The sequence below is a fragment of the Prauserella isguenensis genome (genome assembly GCF_014191605.1).
GTDB classification, from domain to species: Bacteria; Actinomycetota; Actinomycetes; order Mycobacteriales; family Pseudonocardiaceae; genus Prauserella; species Prauserella isguenensis.
This window is the reverse complement of the sequence record NZ_JACHWU010000005.1, coordinates 104,409-129,653: the sequence shown is the minus strand read 5'-3', so window position 1 is coordinate 129,653 and position 25,245 is coordinate 104,409. Positions and strand designations below refer to the sequence as shown.

Here is a 25,245-nt window from a genome sequence, read left to right as displayed (position 1 = left end):
GCGCGTGTCCGACGCTCAGGCCGCCGTGTTGCGGCTTCCGGGGGCCGTGTTGCGGTTTCCGGGGCGCGTGTTGTGGCTTCGGGGGATCGTGTTGCTCCCGCACGTCGTCTACTGCCGCCCAACCGGATGCGAGCGACGTCGCCGAGGGCATCCTCGACGACATGAGTCCGCCCGGACATCGGCCGGTGCGCTTCGGCGACGCCGTGGCGTGGCTTCCGGAGCAGCACGAGGCCGCGTTGTCACGGCACTCACAGCGTGAGCCGAGTGCGTGGCATCCACGCGCGGTGGAGCGCACCCGACGTGCGTCCGAATGCAGAACACACGCTCCGGGATGCGCAACACGCGCTCCCGGATCTGCAACACGGTCCCCGGGATCTGCAACACGGCCCCCGGGATGCGCAACACGGCGGTCGGTCAGGCGAAGGCGTCGAGGAGTTGGCGCTGCGCCGTGGTGAGGTACTCGTCGAGGGCTCGGGCGGCGGCGCCGAACTCGCCGTCGGCCAGTAGGCGGGCGATGCCGCGGTTGAGCTCGATGTAGGGCTCGTGGAACCGGCGCAGGGCCGACGTCGCGTGGAACGCCAGTCGCAATTCCGCCGTGAGCTGCTGCATGATCTCGTCGACCCGCGGGCTGCCCGCGAGCGCCGTGATCGCCTGGTGGAACCGCATGTTGGCGGTGCCGACGTCCAGCCAGTGCTCCTCGAAGGCCGCGTCCTCGGCGGCCGTGATCGCCGCGTCGATGGCCGACAATCGCTCCGCCAGCAGGTCCGGGGGCACGTCGGAGGCCGCCCGGATCGCACTCGTCTCCAGCAGGCGCCGTGTGCGGTACAGGTCGGTCACGTCGTCGGCGGCCAGTACCCGGACGAACACGCCGCGGTGGAACTCGTGCACGAGCAGTCGTTCGTGGACCAGGAGGCGGAACGCCTCGCGCAGCGTGTTCCGTGACACCCCGAGCGCCTTGCCCGCGCTGTGCTCCGACAGCTGCGTACCCGGCCGGAGCCGTCCGTCGATGATCCACTGCCGCAGCGCGTCGGCGACCCGTTCCGCGGTGCTGGTTCGATCGAGCAGCGTGCGGTCACCCGCGAGCAGGTCGGACCAGTCGGCCTGGTCGCGGGCGCTGGGACTGGCCATCGGCGGGTGTCGACCTCCGTGTCGTGGGGTCCGGGAAGTGTAACAAGAAGATTGCCCCCTTGTCGGATTGTTGAACAACTAGCTACCGTCTGGCGAAACCATCGACCCCGGGAGACCGACATGGCCGACCACGTGGGCAGTCGCGACAGTGGCAACGGCACTGCAGGCGGCGGACCCGACAACGGAAGCGACTCCGATGGCGGGAAGGCCGACACGGGCGCGCTCGCGGGCGCCACCAAGCGCGGCGCGCTCGCCGGTGCGATCTTCCTGATGGCCACGAGTGCCATCGGGCCCGGCTTCATCACCCAGACCACCGAGTTCACCGCACAGCTCGGCGCGGCGTTCGCGTTCGCGATCGTCCTCTCGATCGTCGTCGACATCGCTGTGCAGCTGAACGTCTGGCGCGTCATCGGAATCTCGGGACTGCGTGCGCAAGAGCTCGGCAACCGGGTGCTGCCCGGCGTCGGCTACCTGATGGCGGCGCTCGTCGTGGTCGGCGGCCTCGTGTTCAACATCGGCAACGTGGCGGGAACCTCGCTCGGTCTGGACGCGCTGTTCGGCCTCGACGTGAAGATCGGCGGCACGATCTCCGCGGCCATCGCGATCGCCATCTTCGTGAGCAAACGGGCCGGTGTCGCGATGGACCGGCTCGTCGTCGTGCTGGGCTTCGTGATGATCGCGCTGACGACGTACGTCGCGGTCGTGTCGTCCCCGCCGGTGGGCGAGGCCATGAGGCAGGCGGTCGTGCCCGACACGATCGACGTGCTGGTGATCACCACGCTGATCGGCGGGACCGTCGGCGGCTACATCACCTACGCGGGCGCGCACCGGCTCATCGACTCCGGCGTCAGCGGCCCCGACGAGGTCGTGCGCGTGTCCCGTAGCTCGGTGACGGCACTGCTGGTCACGGGGGTCATGCGCGTCGTGCTCTTCCTGGCGATCCTCGGCGTCGTCGCAGGCGGAGCGGCGCTGACCGGCGGGAACCCGACCGCGGAGGCGTTCGGCCACGCGGCGGGTGAGGTCGGCATGCGCCTGTTCGGCATGGTGCTGTGGGCGGCGGGCATCACCTCGGTGATCGGGGCGTCCTACACATCGGTGTCGTTCCTCGTGTCGTTCTCACCCGTGTTGAAACAGCGGCAGAACCTGCTCGTCGCCGGGTTCATCGTCGTCTCGGCCGTGGGTTTCGTGTTGCTCGACCAGGCGCCGACGACGCTGCTGATCCTCGCGGGTGCGCTCAACGGGCTGATCCTGCCCGTCGGATTCGGCGTGCTGATGTGGGTCGCGGCGCGGCGCAGCGACCTGCTCGGCGGCTACCGCTATCCGCGTTGGCTGCTCGTCATCGGCGTGGCAGCCTGGCTGTTGACGCTCTACCTCGGGTGGAATTCCCTCAGTGGCATCGCGGACCTGTGGAGCTGACGGCGCGAGGCGAGGGGAGGAGCCGATGGAGACGACCACGTTGCGGGTGCTGCCGTGCGGCGACACGGCGCTGCTCGTCGAGTCGGCCGGACTCGACGACGTCCTGGCGCTGCACGCGGCGCTCGATGCCGACCGGCCTGCCGGCGTCGTCGACCTCGTCCCCGCCGCCCGTACGCTGCTGCTGCGGTTCGACCCGGACCGCACCGACGTCGCCGCCGTGGAACGGGCCGTCCGCGAGGCGTGCCCCAGGGACGTCACCCGATCCGGCGGGGAGTTGGTGGAGATACCGGTCGTCTACGACGGGCCCGATCTCGCCGACGTCGCCCACCACACCGGACTGTCCGAACGCGACGTGATCGCCGAGCACACCGGGGGCGAGTGGACGGTCGCGTTCGGCGGATTCGCCCCCGGCTTCGGATATCTGACGGGCGGGTCGCCGCGCCTGGAGGTGCCGCGTCGCCCCGAGTCGCGGACGCGGGTACCGACCGGGTCGGTCGCGCTGGCAGGCACGTTCAGCGGCGTCTATCCCCGTTCGTCGCCGGGTGGTTGGCAGCTCATCGGCCGCACCGACCTCGTGACCTGGGACGTCGACCGCGACCCGCCCGCGTTGTTGCGCCCGGGCGTGCGCGTGCGTTTCGTCGAGACCACGGCGTCGGCGGACTCCGGCGGCTCGGCGTCCACCGGAGGTGCCGCGTGACGGGTCTCGAGGTGCTCACCCCCGGCCCGCTGGCGACGGTGCAGGATCTGGGCAGGCCGGGGCACGCGGGCATCGGCGTGGGAGCCTCGGGTGCGGCTGACCGCGGATCGCTACGGCTGGCGAATCGGCTCGTCGGCAACGACGAGGACGCGGCGGGTGTCGAGGTCACCTTCGGTGGGTTCACCGCCCGCGCACGGGCGCCGCTGACGATCGCCGTGACCGGGGCGCCGTGCCCTGTCACCGTGGCCGGCCGTGGTGCGGCGGCGGACAGTGTGCTGCGGATCCCCGCCGGCGCCGACCTCCGCCTCGGCGCGCCCTCCCGTGGCCTGCGCAGTTACGTCGCCGTGCGGGGTGGGCTGACCGTGCCCGCCGTGCTCGGATCCCGGTCGACGGACCTGCTGTCGGGCCTCGGCCCACAGCTGCTGCGCGACGGTGACGTCCTGCCCGTCGGGCCGGCGCCCGCGCGGTTCCCCGTCGTCGACGGCGCGCCGGGGCGGCCGATCGCCGGCGACGAGGTGACCCTGCGCGTCCTCCCCGGCCCGCGTGACGACTGGTTCACCACCCGCGCCCTGGAGACACTGTTGCGCGAGCCCTACGCCGTGACGTCGCAATGCGACCGGGTCGGTGTGCGGCTCGACGGTCCGGAACTGTCCCGTGCGGGTGTGGGCGAACTGCCGAGCGAAGGCATGGTGCCGGGTGCGCTGCAGGTGCCGCCGTCGGGAAAGCCGACCCTGTTCCTCGCCGACCATCCCGTCACCGGTGGTTATCCCGTGATCGCCGTGGTCGTCGCCTCCGATGTGGACGACGCGGCCCAGCTGCGACCTGGCACGCGCGTGCGATTCGCCCCGCCGCGCACGTCGTCACGATCAGGGGCGCCGAGTTCCGGGAGGTCGTCATGACCGGATCGAGCACACCGTTCGCCGAGCCCCGCGAGGCCCGAGTCGCCTACCGGGCGGGTCTGCGCACGCCCACCGCGGGGCACTGTCCGGGGTGGACGCAGGCCAACCTGATCTCGCTGCCCGCCGATTTCGCCGAGGACTTCCTCCGGTTCGCACAGCGCAACCCGCAGGCCTGCCCGGTGCTGGGCCTCACCGAACCGGGTGCCGTGTCGCTGCCGATCTTCGACGGCGATCTGCGCCGCGACCTGCCCGCCTACCGGGTCTACGAGCGCGGCGAACTCGCCGGAGAGCGCACCGACGTCGTCGACCTGTGGCGCGGCGACCTCGTGACGTTCCTCATCGGCTGCAGCTTCACGTTCGAAACGGCGTTGCTGGCGGCGGACGTGCCGGTGCGGCACATCGAGGACGGCGGCAACGTGCCGATGTACACGACCTCGGTGGCGTGCCGCCCGGCAGGGCGTATGGCGGGACCGCTCGTGGTGTCCATGCGCCCGATCCCGGCCGACCGCGTGGAGGACGCGATCCGGGTGACGGCCCGTTATCCGCGGGTGCACGGCGCGCCGGTTCACATCGGACAACCCGGGCTCCTCGGGATCGAGGACCTCGACCGGCCCGATTTCGGCGACCCGGTGCGTATCGAGCCCGGCGAGGTTCCCGTGTTCTGGGCGTGCGGGGTGACGCCGCAGGCCGCCGTGATGCGCTCGAAGCCGCCGCTGGCGATCGGCCACGCACCCGGGCACATGGCGATCACCGACGCCCGTGACACCGACTACCTTCTCGACCGCTGACACGCCGGACCCGGCTACTGCGCTCCGGCCGCACCATGCTCCCCGAGTATCTGCAACACGGCCCCCGGAATCCGCAACACGGGCTCCGGAATCCGCAACACGGCGGTTGGCGTCCGGCGTCAGTCGGCGCGAATGGCGGCGGTGACGATGGCGACGGCCTCGTCCTCGCTCAGGCCGAGCTTGTGTGCCGTGTCGGCGTAGCGGCGGGCGGCGTCGCGGGCCCTGATTCTCGTGCGATCGCCGGTGGCCGCGACGAACGTGCCCGAACGGCCCTTCGTCTCGATCAGTCCGGCCTCTTCGAGTTCGCGGTAGGCGCGGGCGATCGTGTTGGGTGCGATGCCGAGGTCCGCGGCGAGTTTGCGCACGGTCGGCAGCTTCGTGCCGACGGCCAGTGCGCCGTCGTTGATCCGCTCGGCCAGCCCGGAGCGGATCTGCTCGTACGGCGGCACCTTCGACTCCGGGTCGACGTCGACCGGCGGTCCCGTCTCGGTCATCGCAGGTAACCCTCGCATTCCCGCGCCGAGGTGGGCAACCGCGTCATGTCCTGTCGAGTGCGGCCGCCACCAGTTCGGTGAGGTCCTCGGTGTCGGGCGGCAGTGCGTGCACCGGCCACCAGCGCAGGTCGTCGGACTCGTCGCTGGCCACCGGCTCAGCGCCGGCCGGCGCGCGTACGAGGAACTGGACGTCGAAATGCCGCGTGGGCACGCCGAGCGAGCACGTGATCGGGTGGACGTCGAGCCGCAGCGGGTCGTCCTCGATCGTCAGGCCGGAGATGCCCGACTCCTCGGTGGCTTCGCGCAGCGCGGCCGCGGTGAGCGACGTGTCCTCGGGTTCGCAGTGCCCGCCGAGCTGCAGCCATCGGCCGACCCGCGGGTGCAGCGTCAGCAGCACGTGCTCGGCCGCGGCGTCCAACACGATCGCCGACGCCGTGAGGTGGCCGGCCTCGCACGAACGCGCGCAGGCGTCCCGGCGTGCCGCGAGGAATCCGAGATAGGCCTGCCGGAGCGATTCCTGCGCGGGCGTGTCCGGTTTCCAGCTGTCCAGAGTGGACGTGGCGGCCGGGTGCAGGGCGGTCATCTACAGCTCCAGGAATCCGTCGTCGAGGTCGCGGGGCGGACGCGGCGCGAGCGGCTCGGCCGGATGGCCGACGGCGACGGCGCCCAGCGGTCGCCACGAGGGGTCGATGCCGAGGCTCGAGTGCACGACGTCGGCGGCGAAGATCGTCGACCCGATCCAGCACGAGCCGAGCCCTTCTGCGGCCAGCGCGACCAGCAGAGCCTGCACGGCCGCGCCGCCCGCGACGGTGAACATCGTGTTCTCGCAGGCGCTCCGCCGCTCGTCGGGATAGGTGTGGACCCCGTCCGGCACCAGGAACGGGACGATCACCTCGGGCGCGTCGAAGAGGATGTCGCCGCGGCGCAGGCGTTTCTCGATCTGCTCGTCGGTGAAGCCGTCGGCGGTCAGGTCGCCCCGCCACGCCTCGCGCATCGCCTCGAGCAGCTTCGTCCGCGTGCCGGGTTCGCGCAGCCGCACGAACCGGATCGGGCGGGTGTGGTGCGGTGCGGGCGCCGTCAGTGCCGCACCGACGGCCCGGCGCAGCGGTTCGGGATCCACGGCGTCGTCGGTGAACTCGCGCACGGACCGCCGCGTCAGCACGGCCTCTCGCCTGCCCTGGGCGATGGCCTCGTTCGTGCCGAGGCGGAACAGGTCGTAGTCGGCGGGACGCACCAGGTCCCGTGCCGTCGACCGCTCGTCGCCGACCTCCAGCCCGCGCACCACCGCGACCGGCAGCCCGCCGAGCTTGCCCTTGACCAGGTCGGCGGCCGAGGCGATCTCGTCGGCCACGGCGATCTCGGTGACCGCCAGCTCGTTGCCGTGGTCGTCGACCTCGCCCTCGTAGGCGTGCAAGACGCGCAGACCGGATGCACCGATCGTCTCGTCGGTCTGGCCGTTGCGCCAGGCGCGGCCCATCGTGTCGGTGATCAGCACCGCGATCTCGACGCCGAGGCGTTCGCGCAGACCGTGTCGCAGCGCCAGGGCCGATGCGTCGGGGTCGTAGGGGAGCAGCGCGATCTCGTCGAGGTCGACGTTGGACGCGTCGACGCCCGCGGCGGCCTGCACGATCCCGTTGCGGTTCTGCGTGATGAGGGTCCGCCCGATGCGCGCCAGGACGCGTTCGGACTCCTCGTCGATCAGCCTGCGCCGGGCGGCGTCCCGCTCGTCCGGGTCCGACGGCACGCGGACGAGCCTGCCCTCGGCCTTGGACACGATCTTGCTCGTGACCACCACGACGTCGCCCGAGCGCAGCCACGGCGCGGCCGCGGCGATGGCGCCGGTGAGGTCGTCGCCCGGCCGGAACTCCGGCAGTCCTGCGACCGGCAGGATCTCGACGCGTTCGCCCGAGTGGTCAGTCAACGCGCACCCCGGCCAGGTCGAGGGCGTCCCGCGCCATCTGCGCCGTGGTGTCCACATCGGACATCATGATCGGCACCGCACGCACCGCCACGCCCGGCACGTCGACGCGTTCGCCGGAGTGCACCAGCCAGCCGTCGAGGAGTCCTTCGTCGGAGGTCTGCCGCGAGCCGTAGTACGTGCCCACCGCCTCGGCGGACGTCTCCACGCCGATCGCCGACAGGCACGCGTCGCCCATGCCGCGCAGTACCTTGCCCCCGATGATCGGCGACACGCCGACGACGCCGGCCTCGGTCTTGCGCAGTGCCTCCCGAACGCCGGGCACCGCCAGCACCGACCCGATCGACACCACGGGGTTGGACGGCGCGAACAGCACCGCGTCCGCTTCGGCGATCGCCTCCAGCGTGCCCGGCGCCGGAGCCGCCTCCTCCGCGCCGACCGGCACGATCGAATGCGCCTGCGGCTCGGCCCGGTGCCGTACCCACCACTCCTGGAAGTGGATGGCCTTCCGCTTCGTCGCGTCCTCCGGGTCGTCGATGACCACGTGCGTCTCGACCCGGTCGTCCGACATCGGCAGCAGCCGCACGCCGGGCTGCCACCGGTTGCACAGCGCCTCGGTGACCGCAGACAGCGGATAGCCCGCACGGATCATCCGCGAGCGCACCAGGTGCGTGGCGATGTCCTTGTCGCCGAGCGAGAACCACGTCGGGTCGGCGTTGTAGGCCTCTAGCTCGGCCTTCACCGACCACGTCTCGTCGGCGTGACCCCAGCCGCGTTCCGGATCGACCCCGCCGCCCAGTGTGTACATGCAGGTGTCGAGGTCGGGGCAGATGCGCAAGCCGTGCATCCACACGTCGTCGCCGGTGTTGACCAGCGCCGTGACCTCGTGTTCCGATCCGCTGTCCGGTGCGCCCGTCGGCGGCAGCCCCAGCGCGGCTTTGACCCCCAGCAGGAAGCGGGCCCCGCCCACTCCGCCGACCACGACCACGACCTTCACGACCCTGCCTCTTTCGTCGTTCTCGCCCGTCCTTACAGCGTTCGATCCTCGCACGGCGTCCAATAGCGATACCGGTGGTGTTCGCGGAAACCGAGCCCTTCGTAGAGGGCGAGCGCGGCGGTGTTGTCGGCGGCGACCTGGAGCACGCACGTCTCGGCGCCGTGGCGCACGCCCCAGGTGCCGATCGCGGCCATCAGCGCCCGCGCCAGACCCTGTCTGCGGTGCTCAGGGTGCACGGCGAGGCGCGCGACGAGCAGCAGGCCGTCCGCGACGGCTCCGCGCACCGCGGCGCGGGTCCCGCCGGGGCCGGTCACCACGCCGTATCCCACCGGCCCGCCGCCGGTGAGGACGGCTCGTGCGGCGTCGGTGGGCTCGGGCGCGCCGACCGTCAGCTCCCACCAGCCTGCCGTCGGCTCCTCGAGTACCTCGACGCGGTGGCCTGCGGGGTCCGCGTCCGGCACGGTCTCGTCGGTCGGCGGTCGCCCGATGTCCCGGGGGTCGACGGCGGGTGGGACCGCCGCGTCCGGCGGAACGGCCGGCCCCAGCAGCACCGCGACGTCGTTGCCCGCGGCGTGGCCGTCGCACGGTCGCCACCCGAGCCGCGGCAGGTCGCGCTCCACGGGCGAATTCTGGACGGCCTGCAGCATCGGGGAGATGGCATGCTGGTGGGCGAAGTCACAGACCGCGGCCAGTGCGTCGGACAGGGGCAGGCCGGGATCGTCGACGGCGAGGGCGCTGTTGGCACGGCCGGTGAAGCCGCCGGCGGCCCGCAGTCGCCACCCGCCGAGTGGCTCGTCGACCTGGGCGGGCCACGCGTCGGCACAGGCCCGTTCGATGCGCGGCGCACTGATCACGCGGACATAGGTACCGCACGCGGGCGAGAGGAGAGGCATGAATATCTCGCGCAGGGACGACCGTCACAACGCCGACCTCGCGAAGGAGATCTCCGACAGCTTCAACCGCGCCATCGGGCAGCGGAAGACCGACGACCCCGGCACCGGCAAGGACCCGGACGACACGGAGGGTGACGGCAGCGACGCCCAGGACCAGCAGTCACCACGCTTCGTGATCACCGGTGACCGTCGCGATACCGGACGTAAGCGACGCTGATGAGCGTTGTTCGTCACGTCGTCGTGATGGGCCGGATAAGGGTGGCCTGGTCTTAGGATGCCTTGCGGCACCACGTAATGTCCGAAGGTGTCCGCCATGGATGCGGACCGGCCGAGGCTGCTAGAGGAACACAGCAACAGCAGGAGAGCGCAGTGACCTACGTTATCGCCGAGCCGTGCGTCGACTTGCTCGACAAGGCATGCATCGACGAATGCCCCGTCGACTGCATCTACGAGGGCGACCGGATGCTCTACATCCACCCCGACGAGTGCGTCGATTGCGGTGCCTGCGAGCCGGTGTGCCCGGTGGAAGCGATCTACTACGAGGACGACGTCCCGGACGAGTGGGCCAGCTACACCAAGGCGAACGTGGACTTCTTCGACGAGCTCGGCTCGCCGGGCGGGGCGTCGAAGGTCGGCAAGACCGCCCACGACCCGCAGTGGATCAAGGACCTGCCCCCGCAGGGCGAATGACCCGGCTCCAGCTGCCCGGCTTCCCCTGGGACTCGCTGGCCGGACACACCGCACGGGCGAAGGCGCACCCGGACGGGATCGTCGACCTGTCGGTCGGCACACCGGTGGATCCGGTGCCCGAGGCCGTCCGCGACGCGCTGGCGTCCGTGTCGGACGTCCCCGGCTATCCGACCACGCACGGGACGCCGGAGCTGCGGGAGGCCGCCGTCGGCGCGCTGAGCCGCAGGCACGGCGTCACGGGCGTCGAACCCGACGCCGTGCTGCCCACGATCGGTTCGAAGGAACTGGTCGCGTGGTTGCCGATGCTGTTGGGAGCGGGTGCGGGCGACGCCGTCGTCATCCCCGAACTGGCGTACCCGACGTACGAGGTCGGGGCGCTGATCGCTGGGGCGACGCCCCGCCGCGCCGACAGCCTGACCGCGCTCGGGCCCGAGACGCCCGCGATGGTCTGGCTCAACTCCCCGTCGAACCCGACCGGCCGCGTGCTCGGCGTCGACCACCTGCGCAAGGTCGTCGACTGGGCCCGCGGGCGCGGCGTGACGGTCGTGTCCGACGAGTGTTACCTCGCACTCGGCTGGGACGCCGAGCCGGTGTCGATCCTGCACCCCGACGTGTGCGGCGGCAGCCACGAGGGCCTGCTCGCCGTGCACTCGCTGTCGAAGTCCGCCAACCTCGCGAGCTACCGAGCAGGCTTCGTCACCGGCGACCCCGCGCTGGTCGCCGACCTGCTGGCCGTCCGCAAACACGCAGGCATGATCGTGCCGAGGCCGGTGCAGGAGGCCATGCGCGTCGCCCTCGCCGACGACGCGCTGCTGGATCGGCAGCGCGAGCTCTACACCGCCCGCCGCGAGCTGCTGCGCGAAGCACTGACCGGCGCGGGCTTCCGCATCGACCACTCCGAAGCGGGCCTGTACCTCTGGGCCACGCGCGACGAACCGACCGACGACACGGTCGCGTGGCTCGCCGAACGCGGCATCCTCGTCGCCCCCGGCACGTTCTACGGCCCCGGGGGCGGTTCCCACGTGCGCGTCGCCCTGACCGCGACCGACGAACGCGTCGCCACCGCCGCGAAACGCCTCTCGGAGTAGCCCGCCGCACCGCGCGTCCGGCACGCAGGCACTCGGCCCCGGACACGCGTGTCCGAGTGCAGGACGCGAGCACGAAGACGCCGCCGGGCTCGCGAGCCCGGCGGCGTCCCCGTCCGTGAAACCGGTCAGTCGTTGGCGTGCAGGGCCTCGTTGAGCTCGATGCCCGTGCCCTTCCGCGGGACGGCCTCGACGGTGCCGGTGGCGGAGTTGCGCCGGAACAGCGCGTTCGAGATGCCCGACAGCTCTCCCGCCTTCACCGCCTTGCCGTCGACCAGCACCTTCGTGCCCGCCGTGACGTACAGGCCCGCCTCGACGACCGAGTCGTCGCCCAGCGAGATGCCCACGCCGCCGTTCGCGCCCAGCAGGCAGCGCTCGCCGATGGAGATGACCTCCTTGCCGCCGCCCGACAGCGTGCCCATGATCGACGCACCGCCGCCGACGTCGGAGCCGTCGCCCACGACGACGCCCGCCGAGATGCGGCCCTCGACCATCGACGCGCCGAGCGTGCCGGCGTTGAAGTTCACGAAGCCCTCGTGCATCACGGTCGTGCCGCTGGCCAGGTGCGCGCCGAGCCGGACGCGATCGGCGTCACCGATGCGTACCCCGCTGGGCGTCACGTAGTCGACCATGCGCGGGAACTTGTCGACGCTGTACACGGTCACCGGGCCACGCGCGCGCAGGCGCATCCGCGTCGCCTCGAAACCCTCCACAGGGCACGGCCCGTGGTTGGTCCACACGACGTTGGACAGGAAGCCGAACTGCCCGTCCAGGCTCACCCCGTGCGGCCGCACGAGCCGGTGGGACAGCAGGTGCAGGCGCAGGTAGACGTCGTGTCCGTCGGCGGGGGCCGTCGCGAGGGTCGCCGCGGTGGTGCGCACGGCCACGACCTCGACGCCCCGGGCGTCGTCCGTGCCCAGCAGCGAGGTGACCTCGGCGCCGAGCGATTCCGCGGCCTCCTCGGCCGACAGTCGCACAGTGCCGGATTCCGCGGCGGGCTCGGTCAGCCGCGGGTGCGGGAACCAGGTGTCCAGCACGGTGCCGGACGCCGTGACGGTGGCCAGGCCGACGCCGCTCGCGCCGGTCGTTTCGGGATCAGGGGTCTGCTCACTCACGCCGTAACGGTAACCCGCACGTCAGCCGCCCTGCCCGGACACCTGCGGCAGCTCCTGCACCCCGGCCTGCACGTCGTCGAGCGCGTCCGCGACGTCCTGCAGTGTCTGCGTGCACGCCTCGTCGTCGCGGCTGCCGCCCGCACTGCGCCCGCACTGGGCGTTGTTGTACGTCTTCAGGCCCTTGCCGAGGGTGTTCGCCGCCTTGAGCAGGCCAGGGTGGTCGTCGCGCCCGTACTCGCCCCGGGCGAAGTCGCGTGCCGAGCCGGGCACGCTGCCCAGCTGGGTGACGTACTTCTCGCACGCGGGCGGGTCGATGTCGCCGGGCGAGCGGTAGCAGACGTCCTGGGTCAGCGCCCGCAGTTTCGTCGCCAAGGCCGCGGGTCCGGGATCGTCGCCGCCGCCCCCGGTCGGCATCGGACCGGCCTCGCGCGAACACGCCGACGTCAGCAGCACGAGCACGCCTGCCACGGCCACGAGCAATGTCCGGATACGCACGTCCTCACCGTATCGGGTGCGTGCCGACCGCCCACCGTCGGAGCACCGGCGCGCGGCTAGTGTGGTCTCCATGGCCACGCTCGATCTGCACGCCGATCCCGTCGACCTGACCGCCGCGCTGGTGGACATCCCGTCCGAGTCGACCCATGAGCGGGCGATCGCCGACACGGTCGAGGCCGCGCTGCGCAGTCAGGCGCCGCACCTCGAGGTCGTCCGCAACGGCGACGCCGTGCTGGCCAGGACCGACCTCGGCAGGCCGTCGCGGGTCGTGCTCGCCGGGCACCTCGACACGGTTCCGGAGAACGCGAACATGCCCAGCAGCCGCAGTGCCGACGGCGCGACGATGTACGGGCTGGGCACCGTCGACATGAAGGGCGGCGACGCGGTGTTCCTGCATCTCGCCGCGACCGTCCCCGAGCCGGAGCGCGACGTCACGTTCGTGTTCTACGACTGCGAGGAGATCGACGCCAGCCGCAACGGCCTCGGCCGCATCGAGCGGGAGGTGCCCGAGTGGCTGCGGGGCGACCTGGCGATCGTGGGGGAGCCGTCGAACGCGTCGATCGAGGCGGGATGCCAGGGCACGATGCGCATCGAGGTGACGACCGAGGGAGCACGGGCGCACACCGCACGCGCGTGGATGGGCGTCAATGCCGTGCACGCGCTCGGCGAACCGCTGCGCAGGCTCGAGGCGTACGAACCGCGCGTGGTCGACATCGACGGGCTGACCTACCGCGAAGGGTTGCAGGCCGTGCGCATCGGCGGCGGTGTGGCGGGCAACGTGGTCCCGGACTCCGCGGTGCTCGGCGTCAACCACCGGTTCGCCCCGGACCGCACCGCCGAGGAGGCCGAAGCGCACCTGCGCGAGGTGTTCGACGGCTACGAGGTGACGGTCGTCGACGTCTCGCCGAGCGCTCGGCCCGGCCTGTCGGAACCGGCCGCGAAGGAGCTCGTCGCGGCTGCGGGCGGCACGGCGACCGCGAAGCTCGGTTGGACCGACGTCGCCCGCTTCTCGGCGCTCGGCATGCCCGCGGTCAACTTCGGCCCGGGCGACCCGACGTTCGCGCACACGCAGGCCGAACAGGTCGCGGTCGCCGACATCACGCGGCACGCAGACGTGCTGCGACGGTTCCTCACCGGCGGCTGACGGACGGATCGCCCGAACGGAGCGCACACGTGACGCCTCGTACGCTTTGACGTGTGAGCGACGTCGTGAACAACCCCGGTGACTCGGGCGAGAACGAACACCCCTCCGAAGCGTTCCGCGGGCCCATCGTGCTGCGGCGCGAACAGAAGACCGGCCCCGGTTCGACCACGGATCAGCGCCTGCTCGACTCGCGCGGGCCGAGTGACTGGGTGCATACCGACCCGTGGCGCGTGCTGCGGATCCAGGCGGAGTTCGTCGAGGGCTTCGGCGCGCTCGCCGAGGTGCCGCGCGCCGTGACCGTGTTCGGCTCCGCGCGTACGGACCGTGGGTCGCCGGAGTACGCCGTGGGCGTGGAGATCGGCGCGCAACTGGCGCGGTCCGGTTTCGCCGCGATCACCGGCGGCGGCCCCGGGGCGATGGAAGCCGTCAACCGTGGCGCGTCCGAGGCGGGTGGGCTGTCGATCGGCCTGGGCATCGAGTTGCCGTTCGAGCAGGGCCTGAACCCGTGGGTCGACCTGGGCGTGAACTTCCGGTACTTCTTCGCCCGCAAGACGATGTTCATCAAGTATTCGCAGGCGTTCATCTGCCTGCCCGGCGGGTTCGGCACCCTGGACGAACTGTTCGAGGCGCTGACGCTGGTGCAGACGAAGAAGGTCACGAAGTTCCCCGTGGTGCTGTTCGGCAGCGACTACTGGGGCGGGCTGTACAACTGGATCCGCGACACCGTGCTCGGCAGCGGGAAGATCGGCGAACACGACGCCGACCTGCTCTACCTCACCGACGACGTCGACGACGCGGTGAAGGTCGTGCAGGACTCGTACCAGGCTTGGGAGGACACGCACTAGTGCTGCGGCGGATCTGCGTATTCTGCGGCTCGTCGGCGGGCGGCGACCCCGTGTACACCGAGGTCGCGTCGGCGGTCGGCAAGCTGCTGGCCGGCCGGGGGATCGGTCTCGTCTACGGCGGCGGCGACGTCGGACTGATGGGCACGGTGGCCGACGCCGCCCTCGATGCGGGCGGCGAGGTGATCGGCGTGATCCCCGAGCACCTCGTGCGCGCCGAGGTCGCGCACCACGGCGTCACCGAACTGAGGATCGTCGAGGACATGCACGAGCGGAAGGCCACGATGGCGTCGCTGTCGGACGCGTTCCTCGCGCTGCCCGGCGGCATCGGCACGCTCGAGGAACTGTTCGAGATCTGGACGTGGGCCCAGCTCGGGCTGCACGCGAAACCGGTCGGCATCGTCGATGTGGCCGGGTACTACCGCAAACTCGGCGAGTTCCTCGACCACATGGTGGATTCCGGCTTCCTCAACACGCCGAGTCGCGAATTGGTGCAGCTCGACGCCGACCCGGAGAACCTGCTCGAGGTGTTCTCCCGGCACACCGGGATCAGCGTCGACAAGTGGGACGTCTGACCCTCTCCGCCCGCGACGCCGTGCGGGGTGGGCCGGGTCGCGTGCGTGCGGCGCGACCCGGGTCGCGAATCGACTCCGGCGCGACGTGTTTCCGCAATGTCCCTGTGTTTCCGCAGTGTCCATTGTGGTTGTTCGGTGGTTCTTTCCGTGGCCGTTTCGGCGGGCGTGCGGGCAGGTGCGTCGTCTCGCGGGCGGTGGCCGGGCGATGCACGAGTCCAGGACACGCGGTGCGGAACGCAGGACACCTGATGTGGGTCAGGCGGCGTCGCCTTCGGGGCGCTTGTGATACGCGTCGACGTACTCCTGGCCGGACAGTTCGAGGATCGAGTACATGACCTCGTCGGTGACTGCACGGCGGATCGGCGGCGAGGCGGCCAGCCCGTCGTAGCGGGAGAAGTCGAGCGGTTCGCCGAACCGTACCGTGACTTTTGCGGGCCGCGGGAGTTTCTTCCCGACGGGAAGCAGGTCCTCGGTGCCGGACAGGGCGACCGGTACGACCGGTGCGCGCGTCGCGAGCGCGAGCGCCGCGACGCCGGTGTGCCCGCGGTGCAGTTTGCCGTCCAGGGAACGCGTGCCCTCGGGGTAGATGCCGAACGCGCCGCCGGAGCCGAGCACCTTCTGCGCGGCACCGAGCGCGGCGAGTCCGGCCGCGGCGTTGCCGCGCTCCACCGGTACGTAACCCAGCGCCGACAGGAACGCCGCCCGCAGCCGGTCCTTCGGGCTCGTGCCCTGGAAGTACTCGGCCTTGCCGAGGAACGCCACGGGGCGCGGCGCGACGAACGGGATCACGGCCGTGTCGATGGCCGAGCGGTGGTTCGACGCGAAGATCACGGGGCCGTCGGACGGCACGTTCTCGGCGCCGCGGACGTCCGGCCGCCACAACATCCTGGCCAGAGGGGCGACTCCGCGGCGGATCAACAGGTGCAGCACCCCTCCAGCATCTCACGGCCCGGCAAACCGGTGTGACGTCCGCGCGAGCGATGTGGGCCTGTGCCACGATCGGCGTGTGACCACCGCGCTCATCTACCTGCTCGTCATGCTGCTCGTGGCGGCGGTCGTGTTCCTGCTCGCCGCGCTCGTGTTCGGCCGCGGTGAGCAGCTCGCGCCGCTCGCGCAGGGTGCGTCGCCGACGAGACTGCCCGCCGAGGACATCACGGGCGACGATGTGGCGGCGGTGAAGTTCCAGCTCACCGCCCGCGGCTACAAGATGTCCGAGGTGGACTGGGTGATCGCCCGGCTCGGTGGTGAGATCGACAGCCTGCGCGGGCGGATCGCCGACCTGGAGACCGAACTCGACGCGCGCGCAGCCCGTGCCGAACGGGGCGGTGAGTACCCCGGCGAGCGAGACGGCGACGCGGCACAGGACGGCGGCGCTGTGGACGGTGGCGCTGTGGAAGGCGGTGCTGTGGAAGGCGGTGCGCCGGACGGCAGCGGCGCCGCGGGCAGGAACGGGGCACAGGGCGTGAACAGGGCACAGGGCATGAACAGGGCGCAGGGCGTGAACAGGGCGCAGCGGTGACGACGGGCGAGAGCGAACGAGCCCTGACCGGCGGCAACGAGCTGACCGGCCCCGACGGAGTGACCCGCTGTTCGTGGGGCAACACCGCCCCCGACTACGCGGAATACCACGACATCGAGTGGGGCGTCCCGCTGCGCGGGGAGACGGCGCTGTTCGAACGGCTGTCGCTCGAGGCGTTCCAGTCCGGCCTGTCGTGGCTGACGATCCTGCGCAAGCGGGAGGCGTTCCGCGATGCGTTCGCCGGGTTCGCCCCGAACGCCGTCGCGACGTTCACCGGCGACGACGTCGCCCGGCTGCTCGACGACGCGCGCATCGTCCGCAACCGCGCGAAAATCCACGCCACGATCGGCAACGCGCGCGCGATCGCCGAGCTGGAGACCCCGCTGGACGACCTGTTGTGGTCGTTCGCCCCGGACCCCCGGGAGCGTCCGGTGACGATGGCCGACGTGCCCGCGGTGACGCCCGAGTCGACCGCGATGGCCAGGACGTTGAAGAAGCGCGGGTTCACGTTCGTCGGGCCGACGACCTGCTACGCGATGATGCAGGCCACGGGCATGGTCGACGACCATGTCGCGGGCTGCCACCGCGCGGTGTGACCGGCGGTCCGACCCGTGACGCCCGTGAGCGGCGCGGTCCCGCCCCGACGTGTCGACGAGGTTGCCGGCCCCGGGATGCGCAACACGGGCCCCGGAACCTGCAACACGGCGCGTCACGGGTCGGGAGGCGCTACTTGCCGGTGAAGACGGGCTTGCGCTTGTTGACGAAGGCGTCGACGGCCTCGGCGTGGTCGGCGGTGCCGCCGAGCTCGGTCTGCGCCGCGTCCTCGGCGGCGAGCGCCTCCGAGAGGGTGCTTTCGGCAGCCGTCGCGAGCGTGGACTTGATCTTGGCGTAGGCGACCGTGGGGCCCGCGGCCAGCTTCAGGGCGACCTCGTGGACCCGGCCCGCCAGTTCGTCGTCGGCGACGACCTCGCCGACCAGCCCGATACGCAACGCCTCCGTGGAGTCGACCGTGCGGGCGAGCATCATCAGTTCCTGTGCGCGGCCGTGGCCGACGAGACGCTGCAATGTCCACGACGCGCCGCTGTCCGGCCCGAGCCCGACGTTCGCGAACGCCATGAGGAAGTTCGCCGACCCGGCCGCGATCCGCAGATCGGAGGCGTACGCCAGCGCCGCGCCCGCGCCCGCCGCCGGTCCGTTCACTCCGGCGATCACGGGCTTGGCCATGCCGGTGATCGTCTCGATGAGCGGGTTGTAGTGGTCGGCGACCGTGCGCAGCGGGGCGTCGTCGCCGGACTGCAGCAGGCCGACGTGTTCCTTCAGGTCCTGGCCCGCGCAGAACGCCTTGCCCGCGCCGGTGAGCACGACCGCGCGCACGCCGTCGTCGCCGGCAGCCTCACGCAGCGCGGTTAGCAGGCGCTCCTTCAGCTCGACCGTCAAAGCGTTGTACGCCTGCGGACGGTTGAGTGTCAGCGTCCGCACCCCGGCGCCCTCGCCACTGTCGGTCACCTGCAGAACGTCGTCTGTCGTCACGGGAAAGCCCTCCGAATCGTCGTGTCGGCCGCGAGTCTGTCAGTCCTGTGAAGCGCATACCAGCGCCTATGCTCCGGCGTTAAGATCGGTCCGCCGTTCGCCGCAAACTGTCTATGGGGGACAATGGTGGGTGAGGTGCTTGACCCGGAGCATGACGCGAACGCGAGCCGGGTGCTGGCTGAAGATGGAGGGAGCACGCTATGGCGGCCATGAAGCCCCGGACCGGAGATGGTCCCCTCGAGGTTGCTAAGGAGGGACGGGGCCTCGTGATGCGTGTACCGCTGGAAGGCGGCGGGCGCCTCGTCGTCGAGCTGACGGCCGAGGAGGCCAAGGACCTCGGCGCGGCCCTTCAGGAGGCCACGAGCTAGTCCGCCGTTCCCGTTGTCCCCACCGCCGGTCGGGCGGTTGCCCGAGCCCGACCGGCTGATCTTCTTGTGCCTGGAGGGTCTCACATGGCGCGTGCCGTCCTGCCGCCCGTACCGAGTCCGATCGTCGAGGTGGAGGCAGGCGGTGCCGCCCGGCGAGGCGAGCGGCTCGCCGTCGTCCACGCCGGTCCCGACGCCCTGTCCGAGGCCGGGTCACCGCACGCCGGGACGGCCGCGGACCTGCAGATCACGGGCAAAGCGGGCGAGGTCGTCGACGTCCCGGTGAAGGCTCTCGGCGGGACTCCGGGTGCCGAGACCACCGGCGACGGTGCGGTGCCGACGTGGTTCGTCGGCGTCGGCGACGGCGAACCCGCGCAGTACCGGTCGGCGGGTGCGGCGCTGGTGAGGTCCGCCTGCGGGCTGGCCGAGGCCGAGTCCGACGCGGGCAGGCGCGCGCCGACCCACGTGGCGGTGCGGCTGCCGGCCGGGGTCGACGCCGAGCAGGCCGCCGCGTTCACGACGGGTGTCGTGCTGGGCGCCTACCGCTTCCGCGTGACGGGGGAGAAGCCGAAGCCGGCCGTCACCGCGGTGCGCTTCGACGGTGAGCCGGACGAGGAGGTGGCCGCCGCCGTCGCCCGCGCCCGTGAGGTGGCCGCGGCATCGGCGCTGGCACGCGACCTGGCCAACGCGCCGTCGAACGTCAAGAACCCGGCGTGGCTGGCGGACGTGGCCGCCAGCGTCGCCGAACAGACCCGCGGCCTCACCGCGACCGTCCGCGACGAGACGTGGCTCGCCGAGCAGAACTTCGGCGGGATGCTCGCCGTGGGCGGCGGCTCGGTCAGCCCGCCGCGGCTCATCGAGCTCGCCTACCGGCCGCGCGGTGCGACGTCGCACCTGTTGCTGGTCGGCAAGGGCATCACGTTCGACACCGGCGGGATCTCGATCAAACCCGCCGCGGGCATGCATCTGATGCGCACCGACATGGCGGCGGGTGGCGCCGTCATCGCCGCCATGCGCGCCATCGCCGCGCTGCGCCTGCCCGTGAAGGTCACCGCGCTCGTGCCGTCGGCCGAGAACCACGTGTCGGGCTCGGCCTACCGGCCCGGTGACATCGTGCGCCACTACGGCGGCCGCACCAGCGAGGTCGGCAACACCGATGCCGAGGGCCGCATGGTGCTCGCCGACGCGCTCGGCTACGGCATCCAGCGCTTCCGCCCCGACGCGGTCGTCGACGTCGCGACGCTCACCGGTGCCATGAAGGTCGCGTTGGGCCTGCGCACCGGCGGCGTGTTCGCCACCGACGACGCGCTGGCCGAGAGCGTGTGCGCGGCCGGTGACCGGGCGGGGGAACAGTGGTGGCGGATGCCGCTGCTCGAGGACCACATGGGCGACGTGCGCAGCGAGATCGCCGACGTCAAGCAGGCGGCGCCCGGCCCGGGCGCGGTCACGGCGGCGCTGTTCCTGCGCGAGTTCGCGGGCGGGCTGCCGTGGGCGCACCTGGACATCGCGGGGCCTGCGCGGGCGGAGAAGACCTACGACGAGATCGTGCCCGGCGGCACCGGTTTCGGGGCCCGCACACTCGTCGAACTCGCCGCGTCCTACTCCTGAACCGTCCTACTCCCGGACCGTCCTAGCCGTGAGCGTGCCCGCCCTGGGCGGCGGGCGGCAGTGGGGCGCGTCCGCGCACGTGGTCCCGGAAGGCCGCCACTACCGGTGGCAGCGGGCGGTCGCCGTGCCACGACAGTCCGACGGTCCTGGTCACCCGCGGCCGTAACGGCACCTCGACGACTCCTGCCGGGGTGCCCGGTTCGAATTTCGGCAGCAGGGTCACGCCGAGTCCCGACGCGACGAGTCCGCGCACGGTCTCCGACTCCTGGCCTTCGAAGGCCACGACCGGTTCGAATCCCTCCCGCGCGCACAGGTCGTCGGTGATCTGCCGGAGGCCGTACCCGTGTTCGAGCATCACGAAGACCTCGCGTTCGAGCTCGGCGAGGTGGACGTGCGGCCTGCCCGCGAGGCGGTGTCCCTGCGGTACGGCGACGAACAGCTCCTGCTCGGTCAGCGGCAGCGAGTCGAGTCCGGGGCCGTCGGCGGGTGGCGCGACCAGTGCGAGGTCCAGCTCGCCCGAGGCGAGCCTGCCGACGATGTCCTGCCGTGACCCCTGGACCAGCGTGAACCGGGTGTGCGGGCGCAGCCTGCGGAACTCGCTCACCAGGCCCGGCACGAGGGAACGGCCGAGCAGGTGCAGGAAGCCGAGTGTGACGTGCCCGCGTTCGGGATCGACCTCCTCACGCAGCCTGCGGACGCCGTGGGCCAGTTCGTCCTGGGCGCGTCCGGCGGCGTCGGCGAGCAGCGTGCCCGCGCGGGTGAGTCGGATGCCGCGGCCGTCGGGTTCGGCCACGGGAGTGCCCAGCAGGTCGCTCAGCGCCGCCAGTCGTCTGCTCGCCGTGGGCTGCGGTACGCCCAGCTCGGCGGCCGCGCGGGTGAGGTTCCCGGTGACCTTCAGCACCCGCAGCAGCGCCACGTGCGGTGCCAGCTCGGCCGTGACCCGCGCATCCTCGGATTCATGCATCACAGAATCGATTGTGCGTCATGTGTGCATTAGACGTATCGGTCCGGGGTGCTTAGCGTCGGAAACCATGTCCGTTCGTTCGTCGGCACCCGCCGGCTCCCGCCCCGGGGCCACCGCGACTCCCGCGGCATCACCCACAGCCCCGGCCGCGGTGCCGGCGCGGCGGGTGACGCTGGCGGTGACCGCGGCGGGGCTGTGCTCGTTCGCGCTGCTCTACGCGCCGCAGCCGCTGCTGCCGCAGCTCGCCGAGGAGTTCGCGCTCGACCCCGGCCGCGCCTCGCTGGCGATCAGTGTGGCCACGGGGTCGCTGGCCGTGGCCGTGCTGCCACTCGCGGTGCTGTCGGAGATCGTCGGGCGCAAACCCGTCATCGTCGCGTCGGTGCTGGTCTCGGCCGTGCTGGGACTGCTGCTGCCGCTCGCGCCGACCTTCGACGCGTTGCTGGTGATGCGGGTGCTGCAGGGCGTGGCCATCGCCGGATTCCCCGGGGTGGCGGCCGCATACCTGGCCGAACGTCTCGGTGCCGCGGGCGTGGCGGGCGCCGTCGGGGCGATGGTCGCGGGCAACACGCTCGGCGGACTGTCCGGACGACTCAGCGCGGGATTCACCACCGACGCATTCGGCTGGCACGGCGCACTCGCCGTCGTCGGCGGGATCGGCCTGGTGTGCGCCCTGGTCACGGCGGCGTTCCTGCCCGGCCTGCCGAAACGTGCCACGAGGCCGAAGCTCCGCGACGTCGGCCGCGGACTCCTCGCCGCGGCATCGGACCGTGTCCTGCTCGCGCAGTACGTCGTGGCGATGGTCGCGATGGGGTCGTTCGTCGCGCTGTACAACGTCGCCGGGTTCCGCCTCACCGGTGATCTCGGCCTGCACCCGGCGACCGCGTCGCTGGTGTTCGTCGCTTACGCGGGCGGTGCGGTCGCCTCGAGCAGGGCGGGACGGCTGGTCGCGCGATTCGGGCGCGTGCGCACGGCGTGCACCGGCCTCGCGCTGACGATCGCCGGTGCGGTGCTGACCTTGCCGGATTCCGTCCCGCTCGTCGCGGCGGGCTTCCTCGTGCTCACCCTGGGGTTCTTCACCGCGCACTCGGTCGCCAGCGGCTGGGCCGCCGCCGAGGCCCCGCCCGCGGGGCGCGGACAGGCGGGCGGGCTCTACAACGCCTGCTACTACCTCGGCAGCAGCATCGGAGGGGCGGCCGGCGCGGTGCTGTACGGCCACGCGGGCTGGGCCTGGCTCGTGGTCGCCGTGGCGGGCGCCCTCGCGGTCGGCATCCTGGCGATCCTGTCGGCCCGCCGCGCCTGACCGGCCGCGTACGTGCCGGACCGATGCCCCCGGGGCACGCAGACGCGTGACTGTGTCCGTTGTCCCCAGGGTGCCTGTGGGCAACGGACACAGCCCATGGTGCCGTGACGCCGGTCAGGTGGGGCTGACGACGGCGGCCGCCAGCAGGCCCCCGCCGAGGGGCAGTACGGCGGGGCGGAGCCGGTCGTCGTCGCGCATCGCCCTGGCGACGTCGCGGAGCGCGAGCAGCTCCGGACTGCGCCTGCCGTGGTCGCCGATGTGCAGGTCCGCGAGGACGTTGTGGAGGACGATCACCCCGCCGGGCCGCAGCAGCTGCACGCCCTGGTCGAAGTAACCCGGGTACTCGACGAGCGTGGCGTCGGCGAACACGAGGTCGTAGCCCCCCGAGGTCAGCCGGGACAGCACGTCGAGAGCCCTGCCCGTGATGGGGCGCACCCGGCCCGACGGGTATCCGGCGGACGTGAACACGCGGCGTGCGGCCCGGTGGAACTCGGGCTCCCAGTCGATGGTGGTCAGCACCCCGTCGGGCGCCATGCCCCGCAGCAGGTGCAGCCCGCTGACCCCGGTACCGGTCCCGATCTCGACGACGGACCTGGCCTGCACCGTCGTGGCCAGGAACCCCAGCGCGGCGCCCGTGCCGGGTGACACCGCCGGGCAGTCGAGCTCGCGGGCGCGCCCGCGAGCCGCGGTGATCACGTCGTCTTCGGCCGCGAAGCCGTCGACGAACCCGCTGACGGCGTCGGCGAGCGCCGCAGTGGGATCGGTTTCCGAGGTCACGCGCGAAAGGTTAGCGCGCGGCACGAGCAGGTCGGACGACCACGGCCCGGCAGCCACGCCGCCGCTGTGCCATTGCGCCACGCCGCCACTCCGCCACGCCGCCACTGGGCCACGGCGCCGTCACGCCCGCACGGCCCCGTCACGCCCACACGGCGCCGCGGCGTCGCGAGGGGCGCGAGTGGGCCCGCCCAGGTTCTCAGGCCATTCTCAGCCGCACCTCATCGAATCCGTAAGGAGAGCGACGAGACTGCGTCTCATCCACAGGAAGTGTCAGCCACGAGCGACAGCCCGCCTCCGGACGGCGGGCGGCCCTCACGAGGGAAATACGGGTCCGGCGGGAACACGGGGATCGCGCCGGACGTTGAACGGCTAACGAAGGGGATCAGGTCGATGGAGGTGCCTCAGCTGTCACAGAGCAGCACGACGCAACCCGCAGCCGAGCAGGCGAGTGTGGCGGTCGCCGACCGTTCCGTGTCCGCCGTGTCCACTGCGGGCCCGGACAGGTCCGTGAACGCGAGGTCCACGCTCACCGCGTCACCGGACTCCACCGTGTCGGCAGGCGGATCCACGCCGTCGCCCGGCGACACTGCGGCAGCCGGCGACCCCGCGTCGCCCGGTGACGACGTGGCGGCGACCTGGACCCCGCCCACGTGGGACGAGGTCGTCCGCGAACACGCCGACCGGGTGTACCGGCTGGCATACCGCCTGTCGGGCAACGCCCACGACGCCGAGGACCTCACGCAGGAGACGTTCATCCGCGTGTTCCGCTCCCTCGCGTCGTACAAGCCCGGCACGTTCGAGGGCTGGCTGCACCGCATCACCACGAACCTGTTCCTCGACATGGCCCGCCGACGCTCGCGCGTGCGCATGGAGGGCCTCCCCGAGGACACGGACCGCATCGTGGGCGACGATCCGAGCCCCGAGCAGGTCTTCTCCGAGACCCACCTCGACCCCGATCTGCAGACCGCGCTGGCCGAGTTGCCGCCGGAGTTCCGCGCCGCCGTCGTGCTGTGCGACGTCGAAGGACTGTCGTACGAGGAGATCGGCGCGACCCTCGGCGTTAAGCTCGGGACCGTGCGCAGCAGGATCCACCGTGGCCGTCAGGCGCTGAAGGCGTCGCTGGAACGCGCGGCCGCAACACGTGAGCGGGAGGCGCTGGGATGAGCCGTCACCACGGGTCCGGCGGGTTCGCTCTTCCTGAGTCGCACCTGCTGCCGGACGCGGTCGTGGCGTTCGTCGACAACGAACTGTCCACCGGGGCGACCGAACGCGCCGCCGAGCACCTCGCGCACTGCCCGTGGTGCGCGGCGGAGGTCGATGCGCAGCGGCAGGTGCGGTCGGCCGTGCGCGATGCGAGCGAACCGTCGATGTCGGCGGGCTTCCTCGCGAGCCTGCGCTCGATTCCCCAGGACACCGAACTCGACCAGACCCCGGACAATCTCGCGGTCACCGAGGACGGTCAGCTCGTCGCCGTCCAGCGGCCCGACCGCGTGGCAGGCCTTCGCGGACGTTCCGTCGGCGGTTCCGAGGCGCTGGGCGCGTCCGCTCCGCTCGGCGGTTCGACGCCGTTGGGGCAGTCCGGCAACGTCCTCGGCGGAGGATCCGGCAACGGCAGGCGCCGCGCCGCCCAGGGTGCGGGCGTCGTCGTGTCCGGGCTCGTGCTCAGCGCGCTCGCGCTCGTGACGACGACCGGTGGCGGCACGGCCGCAGACCCGGAACGGCCCCGTCCCGGCGGAGGCGACGTGAACACGAACGTCCTGCGGGCGCAGTTCGGCGGCGAGGGGTCGGCGGGGCCACGCACGGCCACGTCGACGCCGACGGCGGCCCGCTCCACCGCGCCTGCGGACGCCACCGGCCCCGCGGCGTCGAGCGCGCCGCTCACGACGGTCTCCAGCGGCCGCTGACCCCTCCCGTGGCCGTGGCCCGATCACGGCCCGGCCCTGGGACCGGCCCACGCCCACTTCACCGGTGGAGCGGCAGGATCACGTCGTGATGTCCCATGGTGC

Annotated in this window: 28 protein-coding genes and 1 pseudogene; 17 read left to right on the top strand and 12 right to left on the bottom strand. The window is 72.1% G+C overall.

Annotated features, from left to right (window positions below):
- Positions 1-414: 414 nt before the first annotated feature.
- Positions 415-1,128: a GntR family transcriptional regulator gene (locus FHS23_RS19095; protein ID WP_183657801.1), complete on the bottom strand. Its 714-nt coding sequence runs from the start codon at positions 1,126-1,128 to the stop codon at positions 415-417.
- A 120-nt stretch (positions 1,129-1,248) separates the two neighbouring features.
- On the opposite strand from FHS23_RS19095, the gene FHS23_RS19090 reads away from it, so the two are divergent.
- The 4 genes from FHS23_RS19090 to FHS23_RS19075 are packed head-to-tail and all read left to right on the top strand — an operon-like array spanning position 1,249 to position 4,928.
- Positions 1,249-2,544 (top strand): NRAMP family divalent metal transporter, encoded by a 1,296-nt coding sequence (locus tag FHS23_RS19090; protein WP_183657799.1) that lies wholly within the window; start codon positions 1,249-1,251, stop codon positions 2,542-2,544.
- Between the two features lie 40 nt (positions 2,545-2,584).
- Entirely contained in the window at positions 2,585-3,241 is a 657-nt protein-coding gene (pxpB, locus tag FHS23_RS19085) for a 5-oxoprolinase subunit PxpB (RefSeq protein WP_183658059.1), read from the top strand.
- Positions 3,238-4,140, top strand: coding sequence for a 5-oxoprolinase/urea amidolyase family protein (locus tag FHS23_RS19080; RefSeq protein WP_183657797.1), 903 nt, complete (start codon positions 3,238-3,240; stop codon positions 4,138-4,140). Before pxpB ends, FHS23_RS19080 begins: the two co-directional genes overlap by 4 nt.
- Positions 4,137-4,928, top strand: coding sequence for a putative hydro-lyase (locus tag FHS23_RS19075; RefSeq protein WP_183657795.1), 792 nt, complete (start codon positions 4,137-4,139; stop codon positions 4,926-4,928). Before FHS23_RS19080 ends, FHS23_RS19075 begins: the two co-directional genes overlap by 4 nt.
- Positions 4,929-5,047: 119 nt before the next feature.
- Here FHS23_RS19075 and FHS23_RS19070 read toward each other — a convergent pair whose 3' ends face one another.
- The 5 genes from FHS23_RS19070 to FHS23_RS19050 are packed head-to-tail and all read right to left on the bottom strand — an operon-like array spanning position 5,048 to position 9,191.
- Positions 5,048-5,422 (bottom strand): GntR family transcriptional regulator, encoded by a 375-nt coding sequence (locus FHS23_RS19070; protein WP_183657793.1) that lies wholly within the window; start codon positions 5,420-5,422, stop codon positions 5,048-5,050.
- Positions 5,423-5,465: 43 nt separating this feature from the next.
- Complete coding sequence (locus FHS23_RS19065; protein ID WP_183657789.1) at positions 5,466-6,005, bottom strand: NUDIX hydrolase; 540 nt, start codon at positions 6,003-6,005, stop codon at positions 5,466-5,468.
- Positions 6,006-7,343 carry a coenzyme F420-0:L-glutamate ligase gene (locus FHS23_RS19060; RefSeq protein ID WP_183657786.1) on the bottom strand — a complete coding sequence of 446 codons (1,338 nt, stop codon included), beginning with the start codon at positions 7,341-7,343 and terminating at the stop codon, positions 6,006-6,008.
- Entirely contained in the window at positions 7,336-8,337 is a 1,002-nt protein-coding gene (gene cofD / locus FHS23_RS19055; protein ID WP_183657784.1) for a 2-phospho-L-lactate transferase, read from the bottom strand. The genes FHS23_RS19060 and cofD overlap by 8 nt, the downstream gene beginning before the upstream one ends.
- A gap of 32 nt (positions 8,338-8,369) precedes the next feature.
- Entirely contained in the window at positions 8,370-9,191 is an 822-nt protein-coding gene (locus tag FHS23_RS19050; protein WP_183657782.1) for a GNAT family N-acetyltransferase, read from the bottom strand.
- A gap of 37 nt (positions 9,192-9,228) precedes the next feature.
- On the opposite strand from FHS23_RS19050, the gene FHS23_RS19045 reads away from it, so the two are divergent.
- The 3 genes from FHS23_RS19045 (at position 9,229) to dapC (ending at position 11,008) form a co-directional block, all read left to right on the top strand.
- The gene (locus tag FHS23_RS19045; RefSeq protein ID WP_183657780.1) at positions 9,229-9,447 is read left to right on the top strand and encodes a hypothetical protein; all 219 of its coding nucleotides are present in this window, start codon (positions 9,229-9,231) and stop codon (positions 9,445-9,447) included.
- Between the two features lie 152 nt (positions 9,448-9,599).
- Complete coding sequence (gene fdxA / locus FHS23_RS19040) at positions 9,600-9,920, top strand: ferredoxin (protein ID WP_183657778.1); 321 nt, start codon at positions 9,600-9,602, stop codon at positions 9,918-9,920.
- Positions 9,917-11,008 (top strand): succinyldiaminopimelate transaminase, encoded by a 1,092-nt coding sequence (gene dapC, locus FHS23_RS19035; RefSeq protein WP_183657775.1) that lies wholly within the window; start codon positions 9,917-9,919, stop codon positions 11,006-11,008. The genes fdxA and dapC overlap by 4 nt, the downstream gene beginning before the upstream one ends.
- A gap of 125 nt (positions 11,009-11,133) precedes the next feature.
- On the opposite strand, the gene dapD is transcribed toward dapC, so the two are convergent.
- Together dapD and FHS23_RS19025 are read right to left on the bottom strand one after the other, a co-directional pair.
- Positions 11,134-12,120 (bottom strand): 2,3,4,5-tetrahydropyridine-2,6-dicarboxylate N-succinyltransferase, encoded by a 987-nt coding sequence (gene dapD, locus FHS23_RS19030; RefSeq protein ID WP_183657773.1) that lies wholly within the window; start codon positions 12,118-12,120, stop codon positions 11,134-11,136.
- Between the two features lie 21 nt (positions 12,121-12,141).
- Positions 12,142-12,615 (bottom strand): hypothetical protein, encoded by a 474-nt coding sequence (locus FHS23_RS19025; protein WP_183657771.1) that lies wholly within the window; start codon positions 12,613-12,615, stop codon positions 12,142-12,144.
- Between the two features lie 70 nt (positions 12,616-12,685).
- Between FHS23_RS19025 and dapE the strand changes: the two genes are divergently transcribed.
- Genes dapE through FHS23_RS19010 form a run of 3 tightly spaced genes read left to right on the top strand, consistent with a single transcriptional unit; the run spans position 12,686 to position 15,176 of the window.
- Positions 12,686-13,759 (top strand): succinyl-diaminopimelate desuccinylase, encoded by a 1,074-nt coding sequence (gene dapE, locus FHS23_RS19020; protein ID WP_183657769.1) that lies wholly within the window; start codon positions 12,686-12,688, stop codon positions 13,757-13,759.
- A 53-nt stretch (positions 13,760-13,812) separates the two neighbouring features.
- On the top strand, positions 13,813-14,604 hold the full coding sequence (locus FHS23_RS19015) for an LOG family protein (protein ID WP_183657767.1): 792 nt from the start codon (positions 13,813-13,815) through the stop codon (positions 14,602-14,604).
- Positions 14,605-14,606: 2 nt separating this feature from the next.
- On the top strand, positions 14,607-15,176 hold the full coding sequence (locus tag FHS23_RS19010) for an LOG family protein (RefSeq protein WP_183658056.1): 570 nt from the start codon (positions 14,607-14,609) through the stop codon (positions 15,174-15,176).
- A 255-nt stretch (positions 15,177-15,431) separates the two neighbouring features.
- On the opposite strand, the gene FHS23_RS19005 is transcribed toward FHS23_RS19010, so the two are convergent.
- Positions 15,432-16,106 (bottom strand): 1-acyl-sn-glycerol-3-phosphate acyltransferase, encoded by a 675-nt coding sequence (locus tag FHS23_RS19005; RefSeq protein WP_183657765.1) that lies wholly within the window; start codon positions 16,104-16,106, stop codon positions 15,432-15,434.
- Positions 16,107-16,182: 76 nt separating this feature from the next.
- Here FHS23_RS19005 and FHS23_RS23345 point away from each other — a divergent pair.
- Positions 16,183-16,494 (top strand): annotated as a pseudogene (locus FHS23_RS23345) (DivIVA domain-containing protein); the annotation flags it as partial.
- Between the two features lie 197 nt (positions 16,495-16,691).
- On the top strand, positions 16,692-17,291 hold the full coding sequence (locus FHS23_RS18995; RefSeq protein ID WP_343054088.1) for a DNA-3-methyladenine glycosylase I: 600 nt from the start codon (positions 16,692-16,694) through the stop codon (positions 17,289-17,291).
- Positions 17,292-17,421: 130 nt separating this feature from the next.
- Here FHS23_RS18995 and FHS23_RS18990 read toward each other — a convergent pair whose 3' ends face one another.
- Positions 17,422-18,225, bottom strand: coding sequence for an enoyl-CoA hydratase-related protein (locus FHS23_RS18990; protein WP_183657762.1), 804 nt, complete (start codon positions 18,223-18,225; stop codon positions 17,422-17,424).
- 200 nt (positions 18,226-18,425) lie between these two features.
- Between FHS23_RS18990 and FHS23_RS18985 the strand changes: the two genes are divergently transcribed.
- Positions 18,426-18,593, top strand: coding sequence for a DUF3117 domain-containing protein (locus FHS23_RS18985; protein ID WP_048807468.1), 168 nt, complete (start codon positions 18,426-18,428; stop codon positions 18,591-18,593).
- An 84-nt stretch (positions 18,594-18,677) separates the two neighbouring features.
- Entirely contained in the window at positions 18,678-20,198 is a 1,521-nt protein-coding gene (locus tag FHS23_RS18980) for a leucyl aminopeptidase family protein (protein ID WP_183657759.1), read from the top strand.
- Between the two features lie 22 nt (positions 20,199-20,220).
- Here FHS23_RS18980 and FHS23_RS18975 read toward each other — a convergent pair whose 3' ends face one another.
- A complete protein-coding gene (locus FHS23_RS18975) occupies positions 20,221-21,162 on the bottom strand; it encodes a LysR family transcriptional regulator (protein ID WP_183657756.1) in 942 nt (313 codons plus the stop codon).
- A gap of 166 nt (positions 21,163-21,328) precedes the next feature.
- Between FHS23_RS18975 and FHS23_RS18970 the strand changes: the two genes are divergently transcribed.
- Positions 21,329-22,462, top strand: coding sequence for an MFS transporter (locus FHS23_RS18970; RefSeq protein WP_343054113.1), 1,134 nt, complete (start codon positions 21,329-21,331; stop codon positions 22,460-22,462).
- 114 nt (positions 22,463-22,576) lie between these two features.
- Here the strand turns inward: FHS23_RS18970 and FHS23_RS18965 are convergent, their stop codons facing one another.
- Complete coding sequence (locus tag FHS23_RS18965; RefSeq protein ID WP_183657750.1) at positions 22,577-23,239, bottom strand: class I SAM-dependent methyltransferase; 663 nt, start codon at positions 23,237-23,239, stop codon at positions 22,577-22,579.
- Between the two features lie 624 nt (positions 23,240-23,863).
- Between FHS23_RS18965 and sigE the strand changes: the two genes are divergently transcribed.
- Both sigE and FHS23_RS18955 read left to right on the top strand, forming a co-directional pair.
- Positions 23,864-24,403 (top strand): RNA polymerase sigma factor SigE, encoded by a 540-nt coding sequence (sigE, locus tag FHS23_RS18960; protein ID WP_183658050.1) that lies wholly within the window; start codon positions 23,864-23,866, stop codon positions 24,401-24,403.
- Positions 24,400-25,143, top strand: coding sequence for a zf-HC2 domain-containing protein (locus FHS23_RS18955; protein ID WP_183657747.1), 744 nt, complete (start codon positions 24,400-24,402; stop codon positions 25,141-25,143). Before sigE ends, FHS23_RS18955 begins: the two co-directional genes overlap by 4 nt.
- The last annotated feature ends 102 nt before the right edge of the window (positions 25,144-25,245 follow it).

Bases quoted from the DNA above. Each gene is read 5' to 3' on its own strand.
- FHS23_RS19095 (WP_183657801.1), bottom strand. From the start codon at position 1,128: ATGGCCAGTCCCAGCGCCCGCGACCAGGCCGACTGGTCCGACCTGCTC.
- FHS23_RS18980 (WP_183657759.1), top strand. From the start codon at position 18,678: ATGGCGCGTGCCGTCCTGCCGCCCGTACCGAGTCCGATCGTCGAGGTG.
- FHS23_RS19065 (WP_183657789.1), bottom strand. From the start codon at position 6,005: ATGACCGCCCTGCACCCGGCCGCCACGTCCACTCTGGACAGCTGGAAA.
- FHS23_RS18975 (WP_183657756.1), bottom strand. From the start codon at position 21,162: ATGCATGAATCCGAGGATGCGCGGGTCACGGCCGAGCTGGCACCGCAC.
- dapE (WP_183657769.1), top strand. From the start codon at position 12,686: ATGGCCACGCTCGATCTGCACGCCGATCCCGTCGACCTGACCGCCGCG.
- FHS23_RS19090 (WP_183657799.1), top strand. From the start codon at position 1,249: ATGGCCGACCACGTGGGCAGTCGCGACAGTGGCAACGGCACTGCAGGC.
- FHS23_RS19075 (WP_183657795.1), top strand. From the start codon at position 4,137: ATGACCGGATCGAGCACACCGTTCGCCGAGCCCCGCGAGGCCCGAGTC.
- FHS23_RS18955 (WP_183657747.1), top strand. From the start codon at position 24,400: ATGAGCCGTCACCACGGGTCCGGCGGGTTCGCTCTTCCTGAGTCGCAC.
- FHS23_RS19045 (WP_183657780.1), top strand. From the start codon at position 9,229: ATGAATATCTCGCGCAGGGACGACCGTCACAACGCCGACCTCGCGAAG.
- FHS23_RS19070 (WP_183657793.1), bottom strand. From the start codon at position 5,422: ATGACCGAGACGGGACCGCCGGTCGACGTCGACCCGGAGTCGAAGGTG.
- FHS23_RS18985 (WP_048807468.1), top strand. From the start codon at position 18,426: ATGGCGGCCATGAAGCCCCGGACCGGAGATGGTCCCCTCGAGGTTGCT.
- dapC (WP_183657775.1), top strand. From the start codon at position 9,917: ATGACCCGGCTCCAGCTGCCCGGCTTCCCCTGGGACTCGCTGGCCGGA.